The organism is Streptomyces sp. GbtcB7 (assembly GCF_019091445.1).
GTDB classification, from domain to species: Bacteria; Actinomycetota; Actinomycetes; order Streptomycetales; family Streptomycetaceae; genus Streptomyces; species Streptomyces mirabilis.
Genome location: NZ_JAGXJM010000694.1, coordinates 1 through 233, shown reverse-complemented (window position 1 = coordinate 233; position 233 = coordinate 1). Strand labels below are relative to the sequence as shown.

1 pseudogene is annotated in these 233 nt (G+C 72.5%); it reads right to left on the bottom strand.

Annotated elements, in window-relative coordinates:
* Positions 1–233: pseudogene (locus KVT44_RS57275) on the bottom strand (RNA polymerase subunit sigma-70); the annotation flags it as partial.

Below are 233 nucleotides of genomic sequence, written 5' to 3'. Positions count from 1 at the left end.
GCGCCTGGATCGCCCAGGCGCTGCAGCCCGCCTCCTCCGGATCCGGCTTGTAGTGCGCGAATCCCGGCAGTCCGTTGACCCCGACCGGCAGCAGGCGCGCACCCGCGCACGAGGCACCGAGGGTCGTCATGAAACCGGTGATGTCGGCCGGGCCGCGCAGCCACAGGTCGAACGGCGGCACCGTCATGGTCGCGGCCTCCCGGAGCTACGCGGCCTGCGCCGTCATGTCGTAC